The following is a 19,011-nucleotide window of genomic DNA, read 5'->3' on the forward strand; positions in this document are numbered from 1 at the left end:
CGTGCGCAATCGTCAGACGGACTCGTGCCAGCGGCTATCGGCGCGCAACAGATGCAGGTCGCGGTGGAATCGAGTGTACCCAACCCGGTCGAAGAACTCCAAAATCTGTATCGCGCGCTTGCGGCCGAGCGCGCTCGCATCCCTGAACGCCGCCGCGCCGAGCGCGCCGCCCTGCGCCTGCGCTGCTTGCGCCACGAGCTGCGCGAGCGCGCCGATCGACGCGCGGCAATAGAACAGGTCGCGCACCACCTGATACACGTCGCCGCGCCGCGCGAGTTTCTTGAGGAGCCGGCGCATTTCGTCCTCGGCGACATCATGTGCGCTCGCCAGATCGCGCACCCAAGGCGGATCGAAGCGCCCTTCTTCGAGCGATGCGAGCACCGCGCGCGCGAGCGTTTCCTCGCGTTCATCGAGCGTCACCGCGTGCGACGGCAGATGCAGCCACGGCCCGCTCTTCGCTATCGATCCTTCGGTCACGGCATCATCGACGAGCGCGCGCCACAATGCATCCGGCGCGAGCGGCGCGGCCATGCGGCGCAGGCGCGCGGTGTCGGGGCCTTGTTCATCGGGGAAACGTTCGTGGAAGGCGGCGAGCGCGTCGAGCAGACGCGCGTGCAACGCGCGCCAGTGCGATGCCGCGATGAGCAACGCATCGTCCTGCAGGGCGACGGTGCGCGCATCGGCGGGCAATGCGATCGATGCCGCCGGCAGGCCGCACAGATGCTCGATCAGCGAGCGCTGCAAGCCGTAGGGCGCCTGCTCGAAGAGCGCATCGGCGCGGCGCGTGTCGAGCATGTCGACGAGCGCATCGAGCCACGCGCGGCGCTGCGGCGTGCGCCGCTTGCGCGCAGGCGCGAACGGATCGAGCACGCGGCCGCCGCCCACGGTTCGGTTCGCCTGCGCATTGCGCACGATGAAGCGGTCGCCGGGCAGCGCGCAAACAGGCTTGTCGAAAACGAGCTGCACGCGCGCCGTGCGCCCCGCGAGGAGCAGATCCGCGTCGAGCAGCGCGACGTGCGCCACGCGATGCGTCGTGCCGAGATGCACATGCAACGGCGCCCAATGCGTGAGCGAGAGCTGCGCATCCTTCAGCAGGCTCAGTTCGACATCGAGCCGCTCGGACGCGCGCGCGAGCCGCGTATCGACGATCCAGTCGCCGCGCGCGAGCGCATCTTTTTCGATGCCCGCGAGATTGAGCGCACAGCGCTCGCCCGCCCGGCCCGTCTGCGCCGCGCGATTCTGCGCGTGAATGCCGCGCACGCGCACGGGCTCGCCGCGCGGCTCACGCGGCGCGAGCGCGAGCATGTCGCCGATATTCGCGCGGCCCGCGAACACCGTGCCCGTCGCGATCGTGCCCTGCCCCGTCAACGTGAACACGCGATCCACCGCGAGCCGGAAAAAGCCGTCGTCGCGGCGCGTGCGCCAGTGCGCGGCGGCATCGTGCAGACAGGCGTTCAGCGCGGCGACGCCCGCGTCGTGCTCTTTCGTGGCGTCGGTATCGAACAAGGGCGCGTCACGCAACGGGCTTTCGGCGAGCAGCGCTTCGATTTCCGCATGCACGTCACGCACGCGCGATTCATCGGCGCGATCGCATTTCGTCACCGCGACCGCGCCGCGCGTCACGCCGAGCAGTTCGAGTATCGCGAGATGCTCGCGCGTTTGCGGCATCACGCCGTCGTCGGCGGCGATCACGAGCAGCGCGAAGTCGATGCCGCACGCGCCCGCCGCCATTGTGTGGACGAGCTTCTCGTGACCGGGCACGTCGATGAAGCCGAGCACGCTGCCATCGTCCAGCGGCACGTAGGCGTAGCCCAGTTCGATCGATATGCCGCGCGCCTTCTCTTCCTTCAGGCGATCGGTGTCGACGCCCGAGAGCGCGCGCACGAGCGTGGTCTTGCCGTGGTCGATGTGCCCCGCCGTGCCGACGATCATTCGCGTGCTTCCAGTTGCGCGATGAACGCGGCTTCGTCGGCTTCCTCGAGGCAGCGCAGATCGAGCCGCAGCGCGCCGTCAGCGATACGGCCGATCACAGGCCGCGGCAATGCGCGCAGCCGCTTCTCGATGCGGTTAAGCTGGCTTCCGGGGCGCTTGCCGTTCGCGAGACGCACGGCGAGGCCGTAGCTCGGCAACACGTCGACGGGCAATGCGCCGCTGCCGATCTGGCTGAACATCGGCTCTGCGCTCACGATGAATTCATCGCCGGTCATGCGTTGCAGCGCAGGCTCGATGCGTTCGGCGGCGACGCGCATCGCATCGGCGGGACGCGTGAGCAGGCGCAAGGTCGTGAGCCGCTCGGCCAGCGTCTCGGGCGTGCGATACAGCCGCAGCACCGCTTCGAGCGCCGCGAGCGTCAGCTTGCCGACGCGCAACGCACGCTTCAGCGGATGCTTCTTGATCCTCGCGATGAGATCGCGGCGCCCGACGATCAAACCCGCTTGCGGGCCGCCCAGAAGCTTGTCGCCGCTGAATGTGACGAGATCCGCGCCCGCCGCGACGGTTTCGCGCACCGTCGCTTCGCGCGGCAAGCCCCATTGCGCGAGATCGACGAGCGTGCCGCTGCCGAGATCGACCGCAACAGGCAGACCGCGCGCCTTCGCGAGCGGCGCGAGCTCCGCGAGCGTCACTTCCTTCGTGAAGCCGCTCACCGCGTAGTTGCTGCAATGAACCTTCATCAACAGCGCGGTCTTCGGGCCGATGGCCTCGTCATAGTCCTTCAGATGCGTGCGGTTCGTCGTGCCGACTTCGCGCAGCTTCGCGCCCGCGCGGCTCATGATGTCCGGAATGCGGAACGCGCCGCCAATCTCGACGAGCTCGCCGCGCGAAACGATTACTTCCTTGCGCGATGCGAGCGCGGACAGCGTGAGCAGCACCGCCGCCGCGTTGTTGTTCACGACGGTCGCGGCTTCTGCGCCCGTCAGCTCGCAGATCAGGCCGTTGATGAGATCGTCGCGATCGCCGCGCACACCGGTCTCGAGATCGAATTCGAGATTCGCGGGGCGCGTGAGAATGTCCGCCACCGCTTGCACCGCCTCGTCCGGCAAGAGCGCGCGGCCGAGGTTCGTATGCAGCACCGTGCCCGTCAGATTGAAGACGCTGCGCACGTTGCTGCGGGCGCGCTTCGCGAGGCTCGCATCGACCGTGCGCGCGAGTTGCGCGTCGCTCAGCGCATCGACGGATGCACGGCCCGCCTGCGCATCGCCGCGCCATGCATCGAGTGTGGCGCGCAACGCGCAGAGCGTTTGCGTGCGTCCGTATGCGGCGATCACCGCTTCGAATTCCGCCGATGCCAGCACGCGCTCGACCGACGGCACACGGGCCATCAGCGCGCGCAGCTCGCCGCCATCGTTTCCTGTCACGTCGCTCATCGTGGGTCTTCGGTTTGCTCGGGCCACAGCCACGGATTGGGCGCAGCGCGCCGAAAGCCCGCATCGCCCATCAACAGGTCGAGCGTGAGGCTCGCGAGATCGTCGGCGTAGGGCTCGAAGTCGTAGGACTTGTCCTGATAGCCGATCTTGCGATACGTGCCGCATTCGTCGCACGACTCCGCCTTGAGCGGCGCGCTCTTCGCCTTCGCGGCCTTGTCTTCCTCGCGCTCGTCGCCGCTGCCCATCACGTGATAGGCGATACCCTTGGTGGAATCGCAATTCGTGCATTTCGCGCGAACCACATGAAGCTCGGTCGCGCAAAGGCCGCATTGCACGTAGCGATAGCCTTCATACGCGCCGCCCACGCGCACGATGCTCGCGACCGGCAGCGAGCCGCACACCGGACAGACGCCGGGCGTGTCGAGATAAGGCACCTCCGTCATGTCGATGCGGCTCGCGAGATCCGTCCACACGACTTGCAGCGCGGCCGCTACGAAGGGCGCTGCGGCCGGATCGATCTCCGCGAAGCGCAACGCGAGGATCGCATCGGCCTGCGCGTCGAGCGCGGCGCCGTCCAGCGTGCGCAGGCGCGCGACGAGCTGCGTGAGCGCGGGCGTCAGCGCGCCGGCCGCCTCGATGCCGTCGAGCAGCATGAAGAGCACGTCGCGCCAGGCAGGATCGCGGACATCGGTGAGCGCGGGGACGATGGGCATCGAATGCCGCTGATTCAGCTCGATGGACTCGCGCGAGGGCATCGGTGCGTTGAACGTGGTGAGCACGCGCTGCTGGGCATCGGCGAGCGCGGCCATCAGGCGCAGATAACCGGCGATGGGATTGCTCGCGTCGGCGAGTTGCAGCAGGCGCGCCGCGCGCGCGGCGAAGACGGTGCCGCGCTCAGGCATGCGCAGGCGCGGAATGGCCGATGGATCGAGCGATTCGATTCTTGCGGCTTCGACTATGCGTTGGACCACGGAAGGTTTCCTCGCGGGGTTCTGAATGGGTTGCGCTTCGCGTTGCCAAAAGCCGGCTCACAGGCATGCATCCAAGGATATCAGCTTGAGCGCGGAGGGACAGGCGGACACGAATCCCTGATTTCAGCCAATCATTGTATCTACAATGAAGAAACATTTGCGTTGACCACAAAAGCCAACGTAGCTACAATGAAGATACATTTCGGAGGCTACATGGAACTCTCGATACAAAAATGGGGCAACAGTGCGGCGGTCCGTCTGCCTGCTGCCTTGCTCGATCAGGTTCACCTCGCACTGGGCGACAAGCTGACCGTCGAAGTACGGCCCGAAGGCATCATGCTTGCCCCGGCGCGACACAGATATTCCCTCGATGAACTCGTTGCGCAATGCGACCTGAAGGCGCCGCTTCCTGATGATCTGGCGGACTGGAGCAATGCCAAACCAGCGGGACGCGAAGCATGGTAAGACGTGTCAAGTTCGAGCGCGGCGACATCGTGCGGGTGAATCTCAATCCGGCCTTGGGGCACGAGCAGCAGGGTGACTTCCGGCCCGCGCTCGTGCTTTCGCCCGCCGCGTTCAATGCGATGGGCGTCGCGCTCGTCGCGCCCATTACACAAGGCGGGAACTTCGCGCGTTTTGCGGGATTCGCCGTCCCCTTGTCGGGATCGGGAACGGAGACGCAAGGTGTTGCGCTCGTGAACATGATCCGCACGCTCGACCTCGAAGCCCGCGGCGCGCGCAAGATCGAACGCGCGCCGATCGAAGTCATCAACGATGCTCTCGCGCGTCTCCAAGCGATTCTCGACTGAGCTTTACTTCCCGATAGTCTCCCTGAACCACCTCGGATGATGCTTGCGCGCCCATCCATACGTGACCGTGCCGCGCGTCATTGCGCCGATCGATCCCTTCACCCACAGCGCCGCGTAGATATGCACGATGATCGACACGATCAGCACGAACGCCGTCGCCGCATGCACGACCGACGCCAGGCGAATCACCGTGACCGGGAAATAGAACGCGAAGTACGCGCGCCACATCACGATTCCGCTCAGGAGCAGCAGCACGAGACTCGCGACCATCACGAAGAAAATCAGCTTCTGCCCCGCGTTGTACTTGCCGATCGCGGGGAGGCGGTCCTCGCGATTGGCGAGCACATCGTTCATCTGCTTCATCCACTGGATGTCGCTCTTGTCCAGATAGTTGTGATGCCAGAAGCGCAGCGCGAGGATCAGGAACGAGATGAACATCACGCAGCCCACGAACGGATGCAGGATGCGCGTCCACTGTCCGCCGCCGAATATCGCGTAGAGCCATGACATCGACGGATGGAACATCGCGAGCCCCGAAAGCGCGAGCAGCACGAAGGTGATCGCGGTGATCCAGTGATTGGTTCGCTCGTTCGCCGTGTAGCGCACGATCAGACGGTGTCCCTTCACGTCACGCAGTTCGCTATCGTGTTTCATCTGTCCGCTCCTGTCCGCCTTCACGGCGAAGCCGCACCTCTTCCGCTTCCTGGTGCGCTTCCAGTTCATCTTCCTCGGTGACCTCGTTCGGCCCGATGCGCGTGTAATGGAAGAAGCCCGCCAGCGCCGCGATCCCGATGCCGATCATCGCGAGCGGCTTCGTCACGCCCTTCCAGACCGACACGAGCGGGCTGATGTGCGGATCCTTCGCGAGACCGTGATACAGCTCCGGCTGATCCGCGTGATGCAGCACGTACATTACGTGCGTGCCGCCCACGCCCTGCGGATCGTACAAACCTGCATTCGCGAAGCCGCGCTCCTTCAGATCCTCGACGCGCTCGGCCGCCTGCGCCTGCATATCGACCTTGGTGCCGAACATGATCGCGCCGGTCGGGCACGTCTTCACGCACGCCGGTTCCTGCCCGACCGAAACGCGATCGGAACAGAGCGTGCACTTGTACGCGCGATGATCTTCCTTCGAGAGCCGCGGAATATTGAACGGACAGCCGGTGATGCAATAGCCGCAGCCGATGCAGTTCTCCTCGTGAAAATCCACGATGCCGTTCGTGTACTGCACGATCGCACCCGGCGACGGACACGCCTTCAGACATCCCGGGTCCTCGCAATGCATGCAGCCGTCCTTGCGGATCAGCCATTCGAGGTCGCCCTTCGGATTCTCGTATTCGGTGAAGCGCATCACCGTCCACGAATGCTCCGTGAGGTCGCGCGGATTGTCATAGACGCCGGTCGTGTGACCGATGTCGTCGCGCAGATCGTTCCACTCCATGCACGCCGTCTGGCACGCCTTGCAGCCGATGCACTTCGACACGTCGATAAGCTTCGCCACCGAGCCCGTCACCGGCTCGCGCACCTGCGTCTGCGGCGTGGTCGTCGCCGAAATGCGCCTGATATCGAGCGATTGCAGAGCCATCTCGTCCTCCCTATGCCTTCTCGACCTTCACGAGGAACGACTTGAACTCCGGTGTCTGCGAGTTTCCATCGCCCACGGAAGGCGTGAGTGTGTTGACGAGATAGCCCGGCTGCGTGAGGCCCTTGAAGCCCCAGTGCAGCGGCAGGCCGACGGTGTGCACCTTTTTGCCCGCAACGATCAATGGCTTGATGCGCTTCGTGACGAGCGCCACCGCGACGATATGCCCGCGATTGCTCGACACCTTCACGCGATCGCCCGCGACTACGCCCACTTCCTTCGCATGCTCCTCGCCGATCTCCACGAACTGCTGCGGCTGCACGATCGCGTTCAGGCGCGCGTGCTTGGTCCAGTAGTGGAAGTGCTCGGTGAGGCGATACGTCGTCGCGGTGTTCGGGAACTTGTCGGCGGTGCCGAACGCGGCGCGATCGTCCGCAAACACGCGCGCCGCCGGATTGCTCGTCACGGCCTTGTTGTCCGGGAAGAACGGGTTGTAGCCGAGCGGCGTCTCGAACGGCTCGTAGTGCGTGGGGAACGGGCCTTCGTTCATGCCGTCGCGGGCGAAGAAACGCGCGACGCCCTCGGGGTTCATGATGAAAGGGCTCATGCCCTTGTCCGGCGCCTCGTCGATCTTGAAGTCGGGAACATCGGCGCCCGACCAGGTGCGTCCGTTCCACGCGACGAGCTTTCTCGAAGGATCGAACGGCTTGCCGTTCATATCGCACGATGCGCGGTTGTACAAGACACGCCGGTTCGCCGGCCATGCCCACGCCCAGCCGAGCGTCTGGCCGATGCCCGTCGGGTCCGAGTTGTCGCGCCGGCCCATCTGGTTGCCCGCCTGCGTCCACGAGCCGCAGAAGATCCAGCAGCCGCTCGCGGTCGAGCCGTCGTCGCGCAGTTGCGCGAAGCTCGCCAGCTGGTCGCCGCGCTTCGCGAGCACTTTGGTCTGATCGGTCGGATCGGTGACATCGGCGAGCGCGCGGCCGTTGTACTCCATCGCGATTTCTTCGGGCGTCGGGCTTTCAGGGTCGGCGTAGGGCCAGGTCATCTTCAGGATCGGATCGGGATACTTGCCGCCCTTTTCCCGATACGCCTTGCGCATGCGCAGCCACAGCGCCGACATGATCTCCAGGTCGCTTCTCGCCTCGCCCGGCGCGCCCGCGCCCTGCCAGTGCCATTGCAGCACGCGCGACGAACTCACGAGCGAGCCGCGCTCTTCCGCGAAGCAGGTGGTCGGAAGCCGAAACACTTCGGTCTGGATCTTCGACGCATCGACGTCATTGAACTCGCCGTGGTTCTTCCAGAACTCGGACGTCTCCGTCGCGAGCGGGTCCATGATGACGAGCCACTTCAGCTTCGACAGCCCGAGCCCGATCTTCGCCTTGTTGGGCGCCGCGGCGAGCGGATTGAAGCCCTGGCACATATAGCCGTTCATCTTGCCCGCGGCCATCAGCTCGAAGACCTGCAACATGTCGTAGGACTTGTCGAGCTTCGGCAGCATGTCGAAGCCGAAGTTGTTCTCGGCCGTCGCATTGTCGCCCCACCACGACTTCATGAAGCTCACGTGGAACGCGCGATAGTTCTTCCAGTAGCTCAGCTGATTTGGCCGCAATGGCTGCGATGCGCGCTTCTTGATGTACTCCTCGTAATCCTGCTCGCCTTCCATCGGCAAGGTCATGTAGCCGGGCAACAGGTTCGACATCAGGCCGAGATCGGTCAGGCCTTGAATGTTCGAGTGCCCGCGCAGCGCATTCATGCCGCCGCCCGCGATGCCGATATTGCCGAGCAGAAGCTGCACCATCGCGCCCGTGCGGATCATCTGCGCGCCGACCGAGTGATGCGTCCAGCCGAGCGCATAGAGGATCGTGCCCGCGCGGTTCGGCGCGGCGGTGCTCGCGAGCATCTCGCAGACCTTCAGGAACTTGTCGGTCGGCGTGCCGCAGATCTTCGTCACCATTTCCGGCGTGTAGGCGGCGTAGTGCTGCTTCAGCAGGTTGTAGACGCAGCGCGGGTCCTGCAGCGTCGGATCGGTCTTCACGAAGCCGTCCTCGCCGCGCGCGTAATCCCAGCTCGACTTGTCGTACTTGCGCTTTTCCGCGTCGTAGCCGGAAAACAAGCCGTCCTTGAACGCGAAGTCCTCGCGCACGATGAACGACATGTCCGTGTAGTTCTTCACGTACTCGTGCTGGATCTTGTCGTTCGTGAGCAGATAGTTGATGACGCCGCCCAGGAACGCGATGTCCGTGCCGGTGCGTATGGGCGCGTAGAAATCCGCGACCGATGCGGTGCGCGTGAAGCGCGGATCGACGACGATGAGCCGCGCGCGGCGATGCGCCTTCGCCTCGGTCACCCACTTGAAGCCGCACGGGTGCGCCTCGGCCGCGTTGCCGCCCATCACGAGAATCAGATCCGTGTTCTTGATGTCGACCCAATGGTTCGTCATCGCTCCACGGCCAAACGTCGGGGCAAGACCTGCCACCGTCGGGCCATGTCAGACACGCGCCTGATTGTCGAATGCGAGCATCCCCATGCTGCGCACGGTCTTGTGCGTCAGATAGCCGACCTCGTTGCTCCCCGCCGATGCCGCCAGAAAGCCCGTGGTGAGCCAGCGGTTGACCTTCTTGCCGTCGGGCGTGGTCTCGACGAAGTTCGCGTCGCGGTCTTCCTTCATCAGCACGGCGATGCGATCGAGCGCGTCTTCCCACGAGATGCGCTTCCACTCGTTCGACCCCGGCGCGCGATGCTCGGGATACATCAGCCGGCTCGGGCTATGGATGAAGTCGATGAGCGAGGCGCCCTTCGGGCAGAGCGTGCCGCGATTGACCGGATGGTCCGGGTCGCCCTCGATATGGATGATGCTCGCCTTGGCGTTCTTGGCGTTGTCGCCGAGGCCGTACATCAGGATGCCGCACCCGACCGAGCAGTACGGGCAGGTATTGCGCGTTTCCGTGGTGCGCGACAGTTTGTACTGCCGGACTTCGGCAAGCGCCGGTGCCGGAGAAAAGCCCATTGCCGCCAGGCTCGATCCGGCGAGCGTGCTCGCGGAGACCTTGAGGAACTGTCGCCGTGACATTTGGAGCATGATTGCCCTCGGCGCGTGTCGTAAAGTGGGTGTCTAAAGTATATGGTGCACGATTACATCCGGCAGACGGGTTGACACGGTATTTGCACCGATGCGCATGTCTTTCGTCAGTCGTGCATCGAATAATTCAATTGCCGCTGCTTTTTGGCTCTTGCCGAAGCGCATTGGCCCGATCCGCAACTTCGCACCTGCAGCAAGTCGCGCGCCCGCCCGCGCCGCTTCTGGAATGGAACGTGCTCGACCGGATGAACATCGCCGGGCGTCCGTGCTCCATTCATCGAACCGAGAGGTCGTCATGAGTTCCGTCTCAACGCAGAAGATCGAAGCGGCCGTCAGGAAAGACGCTTCCTGGGTGGCCGGCGCGCTCAAGCAGTTCTCGGAGAACCGCTGCGCCGCGATGGCCGCGAGCATCGCCTTTTACTCCGCGTTCTCGCTCGCGCCGACGCTCGTCATGGTGATAGCCGTCGCGGGCTGGGTGTTCGGACCGGACGCCGCGCGCGGGCAACTTTTTCATCAGGTGAACGGACTCATCGGCGATCAGGCGGCGGCGAGCGTGCAGAGCATCGTCGAGAACGCGCATCGCAGCGGCGGGACGGGCATCGCGGCGATCATCTCGTTCGTGCTGCTGGCGGTCGGCGCGTCGGCGACGTTTTCGTCGCTCAACACGGCGCTCAATATCGTCTGGCCGATGTCCGGCGACGCGCGCTCCAGCATCATGACGATGGTGCGCGTGCGGCTCGTGTCGTTCGGGCTCGTGCTCGGCGTCGCGTTCCTGCTGATCGTCTCGCTCGTGCTCGACACCGCGATCCAGGCGGTCGGCATGTGGCTGTGGGCGAATTCGCCGTTCGTGATCGTCGGCGATGTCGTGCAGCTCGTGGTCGGGCTCGCGATTCTGTCGTTCGCATTCGGCGCGCTGCTCAAGTTCCTGCCCGACGCGCCCGTGCAATGGCGCGATGCGCTCGTCGGCGGGCTCGTCGCGGCGCTGCTGTTCTCGGCGGGCAAGAAACTCTTCGCGCTGTATCTGACGCACGCGGGCACCGCCAGCGCATTCGGCGCGGCCGGCTCGCTCGCGGTGCTGCTGATGTGGCTGTATTTCTCCGCCGCCGTGCTGCTGCTGGGCGCGGAGTTCTCGGCGGCGCGCGCCCGCATGCACGATCCGCGCGGCGCGTGGGGCGTGCAGAACGCGAGCCGCGTGCCGCCGGGCAGCCGCGCGAAGATCGGCTCGATGCTCGCCGCGTCGACGCGCACCGCGACGCCGGTGGCCGCCGCGCCCACGCTCGGGCCGATCACGCCGGTCGCGCCGGTCACGCCCGCGAGCGCCCGCGCCGATACGCCCCTCGCCCCGACCGCGCGGCGCGCGATCGGCAAGCGCGCAGAGCACGCACAGCAGTTGACCGGGCAGGCGCGCAGGAAAGTGTCCGCCGTGGCGCGGGCGCTCGCGCTCTCGCGTGGCATCGCGCGCGCGGAATCGGCCGCAACGCGCGCCACCGCCATCGCGATGATCGGCGCGAGCCGCAGGGCATCGCACGCGAACGCCGTGGTGCGGCGGCATCCGTGGCGCGCGGTGCTCGTCGCGGCCAGCGCGGGCATGGCCGTCGCGCTGCTGTCCCGTCACAACGCGGCGCGACAGAACGACACGGCGCGCCGAAGCTGATTTTCAGAATGGCGGATCGAACTCCCGGCGAATTCGAATAATCGCGCGCCGGAAAAACCGTTTGTTATTTGAATCGAGGGTAATCCGCTGTTGGCGTGCCAACGTCCAACTCAAATTTCCGAGTGCACGCGGAACTTTTGCTGACCGCCTCTGTCTTCCGAAATTCCGCTCGAGACTTCCGGAAAACCTTGGCTGACAGGCATCAGCCCGAGTGTGTGTTTTTCGAGACAGTCTATATTTTTTCGTTTCTTAAGTTTCGAAACGTTGCGTTATTCTCTGCACCGGCAACACCGATTTTAATCATTCGCGTGGAGAATTCGATGAAGAAATTCGCACTGACGTCCCTCTCGCTGGCGCTGCTCGGCGCAGCTGGCGCGGCATAGGCACAAACGAGCGTGACGCTGTACGGCGTGATCGACGCAGGCCTTGGCTACGTGAGCCATGCAAACGCAAACGGCGACAAGCTCTTCGGCATGATCAACGGCAACCTGTCGGGCGACCGCTGGGGCTTGAAGGGTCAGGAAGACTTGGGCGGCGGCCTGAAGGCGATCTTCCAGTTGGAAAACGGCTTTGACGTCGGCACCGGCCGTCTCAACCAGGGCGGCCGCGAATTCGGTCGTCAGGCATTCGTCGGCCTGTCCGGCAACCAGTGAGGCACGGTCACGCTGGGCCGCCAGTACGACCCGCTCGTCGACATGGTTCAGGGCATCACGGCTGACAACTACTGGGGCGCGATCGTCGCGACGCCGGGTGACGTCGACAACTACGACAACTCGCTGCGCACGTCGAACGCCGTCAAGTACGTTTCGCCGAACTTCGCCGGCTTCCAGGTCGAAGGCCTGTACGGCTTCAGCAACCTGGCAGGCACGACCGGCCAGGGCCAGACGTGGTCGGCAGCAGCGACGTACAACAACGGCCCGCTGGCTATCGCAGGCGGCTACTTCTACGCGAACAACCCGACCGCTGGCCGTCGCACCAACGGCACGGAAGGCGGCTGGAACAGCCCGTCGTCGGATACGCTGTTCAACAGCCCGATCAACGCGGCGTACTCGTCGCCTCACGCCATCGGCATCGCCCGCGGCGCGATCCAGTACTCGATCGGCGCATTCACGGTCGGCGGTTCGTACAGCAACGCGCAATACAAGGCGGACGGCTCGTCGTTCTTCGGTTCGGAGCACTTCAACGTCGGCAACGGCTTCGTGAACTTCCAGGTCACGCCGGCTCTGTTGACGGGTCTGGGCTACACCTACACGAAGTCGGGCGGCGACACGTCGGCGACGTACCACCAGGTCAGCCTGGGTGCGGACTACTCGTTGTCGAAGCGCACCGACTTCTACGCTGTTGCTGCTTACCAGCACGCAAGCGGCGACCAGCGCCAGGCAGATGGCACGACCGCCTCGGCGCAAGCGTCGGTCGGTTCGTACGGCTTCGAAAGCGGCCGCAGCCACCAGGAAATCGTCATCCTGGGCATGCGCCACAAGTTCTAAGAACAACCGACTGGCGTGGCACGCGAGTGCCGCGCCAGAAGGACTGCAGTACCCTCGAACAGCCATCGGTCTTGCCGATGGCTGTTTTTTTATGCGCGTTGCAAGGACGACGACACGCCGCCCACGCGTTCACGGCCGCGTGGTTCGTCGGAAAGGATTGTGCTGGTGTGAGACAGCATGGCGCCGCCCGCCGCCATGCGCGCAAGGAAGGCTTACTGTTGCGGCGCGTTGCCCGTTGGGTTCGTGTCTTCGGCGAGGGTCTGCGCGGGCGCGTCCGGGCATGGCAGATCGCCGATGACGAGCCGCGGCACCGTGCTGCGCGTTTCGCGCGGGCGCAGCGGCACGTTGTCGAGATCGGTCCACGACGGGTTCGGAATCTCGCCGAACAACTGCCGCAGGCGCTCGCCCCAGGTCTTGTTGATCATCTGGTAATACGCGCTGTTGTTGTCGAGCGTGGCGAAGCGCGTGACGCGCAGCGAGTTCTTTTCATACACCAGCAGATCGAGCGGCAGGCCGACCGAGAGATTCGAGCGCAGCGTGGAATCCATCGAAATGAGCGCGCATTTGGCGGCTTCGTCGAGCGGCGAGGCCGGCGTGATCACGCGGTCGATGATCGGCTTGCCGTACTTCGATTCGCCGATCTGGAAATACGGCGACACGCGCGTCGATTCGATGAAATTGCCCGCCGCGTAGATCATGAACATGCGCGGCGGCTGGCCGCAGATCTGCCCGCCGAGGATGAAGCTGCAATTGAAGTCCACGCTGAATTCCGCGAGCGACAAGGCATCGCGCCGATGGACCTCGCGCACCGCATCGCCGACGATACGCGCCGCCTCCGCCATGTTCGAGACGCTGTAGAGCGTGGGCGCGTTGGGATCGGACGGCTCCGCGAGCAGATGGGTCACCGCCTGCGTCAGCGCGAGATTGCCCGCCGCGAGCAGGACGATCACGCGCTCGCCCGGCTGTTCGAAAACAGCCATCTTGCGCGCGGCGCTCACGTGGTCCACGCCGGCGTTGGTGCGCGTGTCGGCGAGAAACACGAGTCCCTCGTCCACGCACATGCCCACGCAATAAGTCATGTCGATCCGTCCTGAAGCAAGCAAACCCTCATTGTACTGAGCGCGACCGCGCGTCGCATTCATCCGTTCACTGATCCGGCTGCGCGTCGATGTCGACATGCACCGTCAGCGTCTCCTCCTTGCCGCCCACGCGCGCGCCGCGCACCGGCGCCGCCGCTTCATGGTCGCGCGCGACCGCGAGGCGGCAATGGCGCTCGCCCGCGAAACCGGCCTGCGTCGCGTCCACCGACACCCAGCCGTGCTCCATCCAGACATCGGCCCAGGCGTGCAGCTTGAGGTCGGCGTCCGCGCCTGCATCGACATAGCCGCTCACGCAGCGCGCGGGCACGCCTCGCGCGCGGCAGCACGCGAGCAGCAAATGCGCGAAATCGCGCGCGTCGCCGAAACCGCTTGCGAGCGCCAGCGCCGCCGTGCCCGCCGCATACGCCGGCTCGTTGCGATACCGCACGCCCTCCGAAATGCACTCCATCAGCGCGACGAGCGACGCGGACGTGTCGAGCGACGCCACGCGATGCGCGAGCTCGCGGATCGCGGCATCGGGCGCCGTCAGCGGCGTCGCGCAGGTGAAATGCTCGAGCGGAATCGGGCCGGCTTCGTCGAAGAGGCGGCCATCGGCGAGCGCTTCGGTCTCCACCTCGCCCGCCACGCTCACGTGCAACTCGCTGTGCGGCTTCGTCAGCACGAGCGTGTGCAGCGCGTTGCCGTAGGCGTCGCGCGCGGTGTCGAGCTTGCCCGGCGCTTCGACATGCCAGTGCCGCACGAGCTGGGACGCGCCGCTCGCCGGCGTCACGCGGAACTGCTGGATCGAATACGTGACCGGCGCGGCGTAGCGGTAGCGGATGTCGTGACGAATGGTCAGCAGCATGATCACGCGATGGGCAACATGAGGAAGGTATGCATCACGCGCAGCCCCAGTTCATCGACGCGCTTCAGGAACTGCGTGAGCCACGCATGCACACCGGCCTCCAGAATCTGGCGGATGTCGGCATACAGCACGTCGGCGCGCAGCTTGCCCGCGAAGCGCTCGCATTCCTTCGAGGCATCGGTGCGCAGCTTCGCGAGCGTGTCGCAGACGCCGTCGAGCGAGGCGATCAGCGAGCGCGGCATCTGCTCGTTGAGAATCAGCAGTTCGACGACGCGCGCGGGCGTCACGACATCGCGATACACCTTGCGATAGATCTCCAGCGCCGACACCGAACTGAGTATCGATGTCCAGTAATAGAAGTCTTCGAGCTGGCGCGCCGCCTCGCGCGAGTTGGGCGTGGCATCGGCGAAGCGCACGTCGAGAATGCGCGCCGTGTTGTCCGCGCGCTCCAAATAGGCGCCGAGCTGCATGAAGAAGAACGCGTCGTCGCGCAGCGCGGTGCCCTGCATCACGCCGCGGCAAAGGTTCGAGCGGTACTTGACCCATTCGAAGAGCGTGTCCGGGCTCGTTTCGAGCTCGCCGTTCGCGAGCCGCTGATTGAACTCGAGCCACGTGAAGTTGATCGTCTCCCAGCCTTCCGTCGTGAGCGTGCCGCGCACCGCGCGCGCGTTCTCGCGCGTCGCCTGCAGACAGGAAAGAATGCTCGACGGATTGCGCGCGTCCGCGGCCATGAAATGCAGCATGTCCTCGCGCGAGCGCGATCCCGGATGCCGCTCGTCGAACATGTCTTCGAGCTCGGAGATCTTCAGCACCGAACGTTGCGCGCGCGCCTCCTGCTCGGGCGTTTGCGGCAGGAGCGCGCCCTCCATGTTGATGTCGAGCATGCGCGCGGTGTTCTCCGCGCGCTCCATGTAGCGCGCCATCCAGAACAGGTGATCGGCAGTGCGGCTCAGCATGACAGTGTGCGCAGTGAGTTATTCGACCGTCCACGTATCCTTCGTCCCGCCGCCCTGCGACGAGTTGACCACGAGCGAGCCTTCGCGCAGCGCGACGCGCGTGAGGCCGCCCGCGCACATCGACACTTCGCGCCCCGAAAGCACGAACGGCCGCAAATCGATATGACGCGGCGCGATGCCCGCCTCGACGAAGGTCGGGCACGCGGAGAGCGCGAGCGTCGGCTGGGCGATATAGCCTTCGGGCCGCGCGACGAGCCGCGCGCGGAAGGCCTCGATTTCATCGCTCGTCGATGCCGGCCCGACGAGCATGCCGTAGCCGCCCGCGCCGTGCACTTCCTTCACGACGAGCTGCGCGAGATTCGCGAGCGTGTACGCGAGATCGTCGGGCTTGCGGCACTGATACGTCGGCACGTTGTTGAGGATCGGCTTTTCGCCGAGATAGAACTCGATCATGTCGGGCACGAACGGATAGATCGATTTGTCGTCGGCGATGCCGGTGCCCATCGCGTTCGCGAGCGTCACGCGCCCCGCGCGATACGACGTGAGCAGCCCCGGAACGCCGAGCGCCGAATCCGCGCGGAAGGCGAGCGGATCGAGAAAGTCGTCGTCGACGCGGCGATAGATCACGTCGACGCGGCGCGGCCCGTGCGTCGTGCGCATGAAGACGTAGTTGTCGTCGACGAAGAGATCCTTGCCCTCGACGAGCTCCACGCCCATCTGCTGCGCGAGAAACGTGTGCTCGAAGTACGCCGAGTTGTACATGCCGGGCGTGAGCACGACAACCGCGGGATCGTCGACGCCTTCGGGCGCGATCGAGCGCAATGTCTCCAGCAGCAGGTCGGGATAATGCGCGACGGGCGCCACGCGGTTCTGCACGAAAAGCTCGGGAAAGAGCCGCATCATCATCTTGCGGTTTTCGAGCATGTACGACACGCCCGAAGGCACGCGCAGATTGTCTTCGAGCACGTAGAACTCGCCCGCCTCGCCCGCGCGAACGACGTCGATGCCCGCGATATGCGCGTACACGTCGAGCGGCACATCGACGCCCTGCATCTCCGGCCGATACTGCGCGTTCGTGTAGACCTGCCCGGCCGGAATGCGCCCGGCGAGGATGATATCGCCGTCGTGATAGATGTCGTGCAGGAAGAGATTGAGCGCCCGCACCCGCTGCCGCAAACCTGCTTCGAGCACGCGCCATTCGTCGCCGGGAATGATGCGCGGAATCATGTCGAAGGGAATGAGGCGCTCGGTGCCGGACAGATCGCCGTTCACCGCGAAGGTGATGCCCACGCGCCGGAACAGCACGTCGGCCTCGGCCCGCTTGCGCGCGATGGTCTCCGGGCTCTGCATCTCGAGCCAGCGGGAAAAGCGTGCGTAGTGGCCGCGCACGGTGTCGTCCTGACGCATTTCATCGTAGATCTGCATCATGTGCGTCCTTCGTTTTTCGGCGCGTTTCATTGCAGTATCGGATGAAAGTGCGTGACGTGTGCCACTTTTTTAACGCTCGTTCATGGTGCATGGTGTTTTCGCGCTAGACTGCCCGCTTGCGCTCAACGTTTCATCATGTCCGAAGCCCTCCAAGACGAAGCCGCTTCTCTCCCCGATTCCCTGGCCGATTCCCTGGCCGATGCCCTGCTCGCCGGGCTCGCGCGGCCTATCGTGTTCGTCGATCTGGAAACCACCGGCTCGAACGCGACCGAGGACCGCATCACGGAGATCGGTGTCGTGGAAGCGAGCACGGCGGGCATCGAGCGCTGGAGTGTGCTCGTCGATCCGGGCGTGCCGGTGCCGCCGTTCATCTCGCGCCTGACGGGCATCGAAGACGCGATGCTGCGCGGCCAGCCCACGTTCGAATCGCTCGCGCCCGCGCTCGCCGAGCGCCTGCACGGCAAGCTCTTCGTCGCCCACAACGCGCGCTTCGATTACGGCTTTCTGAAGAACGAATTCCGCCGCGCGGGCATCGCGTTTCGCGCGGATACGCTGTGCACGGTGCGGCTGTCGCGCGCGCTCTTTCCGTCGGTCGAGCGGCATGGTCTCGATGCGCTCATCGCGCGGCTGAATCTCGCGCCCGAAGGACGCCATCGCGCGCTCGCCGACGCCGATCTGCTCTGGCAGTTCTGGCAGAAGATTCACGCGCTTTATTCGCAGGATCTCGTCGATGCCGCGATCAAGACGCTCGTGAAGCGCGCGAGCCTGCCCGCCGCGCTGCCGGAAGGCGCGCTCGATGCGCTGCCGTCCGCGCCCGGCGTCTATCTCTTTCACGGCGACGACGACGTGCCGCTCTATGTCGGCAAGAGCATCAACCTCAAACAGCGCGTCGCGGCGCATTTTTCGGGCGATCACAGGCTTCAGAAGGACTTGTCCATCTCGCAGGCCATTCGCAGGATCGAATGCCGCGAGACGGTCGGAGAACTCGGCGCGCTGCTGCTCGAGGCGAAGCTCGTGAAGGATCTCAAGCCGACGCATAACCGCCTGCTCAAGGGCGCGTCGGGAACGTGCGCGTGGCAATGGCTGCCGGGCGCGAGCGCGCCTGCGCTCATCAAGGCGAGCAGGCGCGATCTCTCGCGGGAGGCGCATCTCTTCGGCGTGTTCGCATCGCGGGCGAAGGCGCACGCGTTCATGCGTCACTTCGCCGATGAGCACACGCTATGTCACGCGACGCTCGGGCTCGAAAAAGCGCCGCTTTCGGCCGGCCGTGGCTGCTTCGGCTATCAGGTGAAACGCTGCCTTGGATCGTGCGCGGGCGTCGAAACACTCGCGGATCACGCGGCGCGCGCGCTCGACGCACTGGAAAGCTCGCGCCTCGTGCGCTGGCCGCATGAAGGACCGATCGCCATCCGCGAGTGCGGCGAAGAGACGGGCGGCGAGGCATGGCACGTGATCGACCGATGGTGCTATATCGGCACCTGCGCGACGCGCGACGAGATCACGCCGCTGCTCGCCGATGCACCCGGTCCGCGCCCGTTCGATTCCGATGTCTATGGGCTGATCGCGAAACGCCTCGCGTCGGGACAACTGAACTGGATCGCCTGCGACGCGCGGCCCGCGTTCGATCTCGTCGTACAAGAAGCGCCCGCTCGCGGCATCATCGCGCAACACGCGAAAGGCGCGACGAAGCGCCGCGCGATCGCCGCCGATCAGTTCGCGCTTAGCTTCTGACG

General features: G+C 65.3%; 14 protein-coding genes and 1 pseudogene. 5 read left to right on the forward strand and 10 right to left on the reverse strand.

The window, feature by feature from the left end:
• Window positions 1-12: 12 nt before the first annotated feature.
• Genes selB through fdhE form a run of 3 tightly spaced genes read right to left on the reverse strand, consistent with a single transcriptional unit; the run spans window position 13 to window position 4,336 of the window.
• The gene (gene selB, locus AC1Z32_RS32725) at window positions 13-1,932 is read right to left on the reverse strand and encodes a selenocysteine-specific translation elongation factor (protein WP_483482964.1); all 1,920 of its coding nucleotides are present in this window, start codon (window positions 1,930-1,932) and stop codon (window positions 13-15) included.
• The gene (selA, locus tag AC1Z32_RS32730) at window positions 1,929-3,365 is read right to left on the reverse strand and encodes an L-seryl-tRNA(Sec) selenium transferase (protein ID WP_483482965.1); all 1,437 of its coding nucleotides are present in this window, start codon (window positions 3,363-3,365) and stop codon (window positions 1,929-1,931) included. The genes selB and selA overlap by 4 nt, the downstream gene beginning before the upstream one ends.
• Complete coding sequence (fdhE, locus tag AC1Z32_RS32735; RefSeq protein ID WP_483482966.1) at window positions 3,362-4,336, reverse strand: formate dehydrogenase accessory protein FdhE; 975 nt, start codon at window positions 4,334-4,336, stop codon at window positions 3,362-3,364. Before fdhE ends, selA begins: the two co-directional genes overlap by 4 nt.
• A gap of 213 nt (window positions 4,337-4,549) precedes the next feature.
• On the opposite strand from fdhE, the gene AC1Z32_RS32740 reads away from it, so the two are divergent.
• Both AC1Z32_RS32740 and AC1Z32_RS32745 read left to right on the forward strand, forming a co-directional pair.
• Window positions 4,550-4,801: an AbrB/MazE/SpoVT family DNA-binding domain-containing protein gene (locus tag AC1Z32_RS32740; RefSeq protein WP_483482967.1), complete on the forward strand. Its 252-nt coding sequence runs from the start codon at window positions 4,550-4,552 to the stop codon at window positions 4,799-4,801.
• Window positions 4,795-5,145, forward strand: coding sequence for a type II toxin-antitoxin system ChpB family toxin (locus AC1Z32_RS32745; RefSeq protein WP_483482968.1), 351 nt, complete (start codon window positions 4,795-4,797; stop codon window positions 5,143-5,145). The genes AC1Z32_RS32740 and AC1Z32_RS32745 overlap by 7 nt, the downstream gene beginning before the upstream one ends.
• A 3-nt stretch (window positions 5,146-5,148) precedes the next feature.
• Here the strand turns inward: AC1Z32_RS32745 and AC1Z32_RS32750 are convergent, their stop codons facing one another.
• Genes AC1Z32_RS32750 through fdnG form a run of 3 tightly spaced genes read right to left on the reverse strand, consistent with a single transcriptional unit; the run spans window position 5,149 to window position 9,809 of the window.
• On the reverse strand, window positions 5,149-5,799 hold the full coding sequence (locus AC1Z32_RS32750; RefSeq protein ID WP_483482969.1) for a formate dehydrogenase subunit gamma: 651 nt from the start codon (window positions 5,797-5,799) through the stop codon (window positions 5,149-5,151).
• The gene (gene fdxH, locus AC1Z32_RS32755; protein WP_483482970.1) at window positions 5,786-6,730 is read right to left on the reverse strand and encodes a formate dehydrogenase subunit beta; all 945 of its coding nucleotides are present in this window, start codon (window positions 6,728-6,730) and stop codon (window positions 5,786-5,788) included. Before fdxH ends, AC1Z32_RS32750 begins: the two co-directional genes overlap by 14 nt.
• A gap of 10 nt (window positions 6,731-6,740) precedes the next feature.
• A complete protein-coding gene (fdnG, locus tag AC1Z32_RS32760; protein ID WP_483482971.1) occupies window positions 6,741-9,809 on the reverse strand; it encodes a formate dehydrogenase-N subunit alpha in 3,069 nt (1,022 codons plus the stop codon).
• A gap of 295 nt (window positions 9,810-10,104) precedes the next feature.
• Here fdnG and AC1Z32_RS32765 point away from each other — a divergent pair, with 295 nt between their 5' ends.
• Together AC1Z32_RS32765 and AC1Z32_RS32770 are read left to right on the forward strand one after the other, a co-directional pair.
• The gene (locus tag AC1Z32_RS32765; protein WP_483482972.1) at window positions 10,105-11,463 is read left to right on the forward strand and encodes a YhjD/YihY/BrkB family envelope integrity protein; all 1,359 of its coding nucleotides are present in this window, start codon (window positions 10,105-10,107) and stop codon (window positions 11,461-11,463) included.
• A 320-nt stretch (window positions 11,464-11,783) separates the two neighbouring features.
• Window positions 11,784-12,950: pseudogene (locus tag AC1Z32_RS32770) on the forward strand (porin).
• A gap of 212 nt (window positions 12,951-13,162) precedes the next feature.
• Here AC1Z32_RS32770 and AC1Z32_RS32775 read toward each other — a convergent pair.
• The 4 genes from AC1Z32_RS32775 to AC1Z32_RS32790 form a co-directional block, all read right to left on the reverse strand.
• Complete coding sequence (locus AC1Z32_RS32775) at window positions 13,163-14,029, reverse strand: proteasome-type protease (protein ID WP_483482973.1); 867 nt, start codon at window positions 14,027-14,029, stop codon at window positions 13,163-13,165.
• Window positions 14,030-14,096: 67 nt separating this feature from the next.
• On the reverse strand, window positions 14,097-14,894 hold the full coding sequence (locus AC1Z32_RS32780) for a transglutaminase family protein (protein WP_483482974.1): 798 nt from the start codon (window positions 14,892-14,894) through the stop codon (window positions 14,097-14,099).
• 2 nt (window positions 14,895-14,896) lie between these two features.
• Window positions 14,897-15,850, reverse strand: coding sequence for an alpha-E domain-containing protein (locus AC1Z32_RS32785; RefSeq protein WP_062610242.1), 954 nt, complete (start codon window positions 15,848-15,850; stop codon window positions 14,897-14,899).
• Window positions 15,851-15,868: 18 nt separating this feature from the next.
• Window positions 15,869-17,275, reverse strand: coding sequence for a circularly permuted type 2 ATP-grasp protein (locus AC1Z32_RS32790; protein WP_483483371.1), 1,407 nt, complete (start codon window positions 17,273-17,275; stop codon window positions 15,869-15,871).
• A 138-nt stretch (window positions 17,276-17,413) separates the two neighbouring features.
• Between AC1Z32_RS32790 and AC1Z32_RS32795 the strand changes: the two genes are divergently transcribed.
• On the forward strand, window positions 17,414-19,009 hold the full coding sequence (locus AC1Z32_RS32795) for an exonuclease domain-containing protein (protein ID WP_483482975.1): 1,596 nt from the start codon (window positions 17,414-17,416) through the stop codon (window positions 19,007-19,009).
• Window positions 19,010-19,011: the final 2 nt, after the last annotated feature.

Source organism: Caballeronia sp. 11_S32 (assembly GCF_056930355.1).

Coding starts and splice junctions, on each gene's coding strand:
- selB (WP_483482964.1), bottom strand. CDS start 1,932: ATGATCGTCGGCACGGCGGGGCACATCGACCACGGCAAGACCACGCTC.
- selA (WP_483482965.1), bottom strand. CDS start 3,365: ATGAGCGACGTGACAGGAAACGATGGCGGCGAGCTGCGCGCGCTGATG.
- AC1Z32_RS32740 (WP_483482967.1), top strand. CDS start 4,550: ATGGAACTCTCGATACAAAAATGGGGCAACAGTGCGGCGGTCCGTCTG.
- AC1Z32_RS32745 (WP_483482968.1), top strand. CDS start 4,795: ATGGTAAGACGTGTCAAGTTCGAGCGCGGCGACATCGTGCGGGTGAAT.
- AC1Z32_RS32750 (WP_483482969.1), bottom strand. CDS start 5,799: ATGAAACACGATAGCGAACTGCGTGACGTGAAGGGACACCGTCTGATC.
- fdxH (WP_483482970.1), bottom strand. CDS start 6,730: ATGGCTCTGCAATCGCTCGATATCAGGCGCATTTCGGCGACGACCACG.
- AC1Z32_RS32765 (WP_483482972.1), top strand. CDS start 10,105: ATGAGTTCCGTCTCAACGCAGAAGATCGAAGCGGCCGTCAGGAAAGAC.
- AC1Z32_RS32775 (WP_483482973.1), bottom strand. CDS start 14,029: ATGACTTATTGCGTGGGCATGTGCGTGGACGAGGGACTCGTGTTTCTC.
- AC1Z32_RS32780 (WP_483482974.1), bottom strand. CDS start 14,894: ATGCTGCTGACCATTCGTCACGACATCCGCTACCGCTACGCCGCGCCG.
- AC1Z32_RS32785 (WP_062610242.1), bottom strand. CDS start 15,850: ATGCTGAGCCGCACTGCCGATCACCTGTTCTGGATGGCGCGCTACATG.
- AC1Z32_RS32790 (WP_483483371.1), bottom strand. CDS start 17,275: ATGCAGATCTACGATGAAATGCGTCAGGACGACACCGTGCGCGGCCAC.
- AC1Z32_RS32795 (WP_483482975.1), top strand. CDS start 17,414: ATGTCCGAAGCCCTCCAAGACGAAGCCGCTTCTCTCCCCGATTCCCTG.